Below are 2,514 nucleotides of genomic sequence, written 5' to 3'. Positions count from 1 at the left end.
AAAGGATCAGGAGTGGAAGGGCAGGCCCGCGTCGGGGGCCGGCTCGAAGTCGTCCGGGTCCTGCGGGGGCAGCAGGCTGGCGGTGCCGTCGGAGACGGGGACGATGCCGAGGTCCAGCAGCTCGGCCATGGCGGCGCTGCTCGCCATGTCGCGGACCTGGAGCTGGTAGCGGGCGGTGGTGCGGTAGGTGCCTCCGGCGTCGTCTCCGGTCTTCTGGAGGAAGCCGGAGTCGGCGAGGAAGGCGACGGCCTTGGCGATGATGCCGGTGGTCGAACCGGCCAGCCGCCGCGCGTCCTTGGTGGCGCCGGTGGCGCTGCGCCGCGCGTACACCCGCCAGGCGGCCTCCAGGCCGGGCGCGTCACTGACCGGGTCGGTGTTGTCCCCCTGCTCCTCGGCCCGCTCGTCGAGCCTGCGGCACGCCTGGCGGACGAACGAGTCGACGCCGTTGACGGTGATACGGCCGATGTAGCCGTCGTCGGCGAGGTCCTCGGGGCGGGGGAAGGCCATGGCGGCGACGGCGAGGTGGGCGAGGCCGTGCAGGAAGCGGTCGGCGGAGTCGGCGGTGGCGCGCCGGGCGTAGTCGCCCATGCGGACGGCGAAGACGGAGTCCTCGGCGGCGGCCAGGGCCATGCCCGCGCGGGTGGACACCTCCAGGACGACGAGGCCGAGACCGGTGGCCACGGCGTCGGCCAGCCGGGCGAAAGGGGGCTCCTCGCGGTAGCGGCGGAGCAGTTCGGCGTACTCGGCGTCGCGGGCGGGGGCCAGCTTGGGGTGCAGGCCGAGGGAGACGAGCCGGGCGGCGTCGGCGGCGTCGGCCGGGGTGACGGCTCCCGGCGCACCCGGCACTCCCGGTGCTCCCGGCGCCCCGGACGCTCCCGGTGCCCGCGGGCTCTCCGGCTCGCCCGGCTCGGGTTCGGTCACGAAGTCGCTCACGGTCACTCGCTCATCTCGTCTGGGCCCGTCGGGGCTCGGTGCTGTGCGGGAGGGTGCTCCCCGCGTCGGGCGGGGCGCCTCACACCGCCTCCGTCCGCTCGGCCGCCATGCCGGCGGCGTCCAGCAGGGCGGTGCCCACGATCAGGTCGGCGCCGCCGAACTCCTCGTCGTCGAGCGGGGTGCCGTCGTCCACGGCGAACAGCAGCCGCTCCTCTCCCTGGCGGTACGCCGTGCCGACGGGCGGGCTGGCGGAGTGCACGGCGAGGAGGGCGACCAGATACGGCAGCTCGGGATCGCGGCGGCGGGCCTCGGCCAGCAGTCCGGACAGCCGGCGCGGCGCGTCGGCGGGCAGCTCCAGCAGCTCCGTCGCGGCCTCCAGCTGCTCCTCGGTGAACCGGCTGTCGTCCGGGGTGGCGACCAGGTCGGGCTCGGGCATCTCGGCGCCGAGGTGCTCGCGCGGCGCGGGCGGGGTCAGCAGCAGGTCGACCAGGTCGCCCAGCCGGACGGCGCCGGGGGTGCGCAGGCCGGCGCCGCGCGCGAAGAACACGTCCGTCACCCGGGTCGCCCGCTCCAGGGGCAGCGGCAGCACGGGCGCGAGCACCTGCCCGTACAGATCGGTCCCGGCGCGGGCCGCGGGCGGTGCGAACGCCTGCCGGTCCTGCTCGGCGCGGAACAGCGGCCCGGCCTCCAGCAGCCGCGACTGGAGCTGGGTGTGGCGGCGGATGCAGTCCTTGACGATGTCCACGAGCTCGGCGGCCCGCCGCTTGTGGGCCGGGCCCAGGTCGGAGCCGGCCTCGTCGCGCGCCTTGCGGATGTTGGTGAGGATGGCGTTCTCGTGGCGGTAGCGGTCGGCGACGTGGTCGAGCGCCTCGGTGATCATTGCGGGGACGGTGTGCAGCCAGTCCACCGCGCGGACGTCGCGCCGGGTGGCCTCCAGGGTGCGGCGCAGCGTCTCGGCGTACTGCACGGTGCGGTAGCGGGCCTGCTCGGCCGCGAGCTGGGCGTCGGCCAGCCGCCCGCGCGAGATCAGCACCTCCAGCTTGACCTCGGCGGCGATCTGGGCGCTGGTCACATCCGTGTCGAGGGCGCCGACGAGGACGTTGACCGCCTCGTCCGTGGTGCGCAGATAGACGCTGCCGCCCGGCCCCGGGACCTCCTCGACGAGCTTGAAGTCGTAGTCCCTGCGGACGTACGCGCCGTCCGGGCCGAAGGTGCCGTAGACGGCGCGGAAGCCGCGGTCGACGCTGCCGACGTTGATCAGGTTCTCCAGCACCCAGCGGGCCACGCGCTCGTGCTCGGCCGCCGCGCGGTCCGGGGCCTGGGCGGCGACGCGGGGCAGCAGCCTGGTCACTATCTGCTCGTGGTCGGCGCCGGTGTCGAAGTCCATCTGAAGCGTGACGAGATCGATCGCGGCCAGGGCCAGCTCGGCCATCTCGTACGTCGAGTACGCCCCCGCGAGGTTCGCCTTGCGGGTGTCCAGGTCGTGCAGCGGCGCGGTGCAGGCGAGCGCGCGCAGCCGGCGGGCCAGCCCCTCGTCGGCCGCGGGACCCGGGGCCGGGGTCGGGGCGGCCGCCCCCGGCC

General features: G+C 75.6%; 2 protein-coding genes. Both read right to left on the bottom strand.

The window, feature by feature from the left end:
- Positions 1-6: 6 nt before the first annotated feature.
- Positions 7-933: a hypothetical protein gene (locus tag G5C65_RS35360; RefSeq protein ID WP_165303151.1), complete on the bottom strand. Its 927-nt coding sequence runs from the start codon at positions 931-933 to the stop codon at positions 7-9.
- A gap of 79 nt (positions 934-1,012) precedes the next feature.
- On the bottom strand, positions 1,013-2,514 hold a 1,502-nt coding region (locus G5C65_RS35355; RefSeq protein WP_165303150.1), incomplete at its 5' end, for a hypothetical protein.

Source organism: Streptomyces boncukensis, assembly GCF_011045075.1.
GTDB lineage: Bacteria > Actinomycetota > Actinomycetes > Streptomycetales > Streptomycetaceae > Streptomyces > Streptomyces boncukensis.
This window is presented reverse-complemented; position numbering and strand designations above follow the sequence as displayed.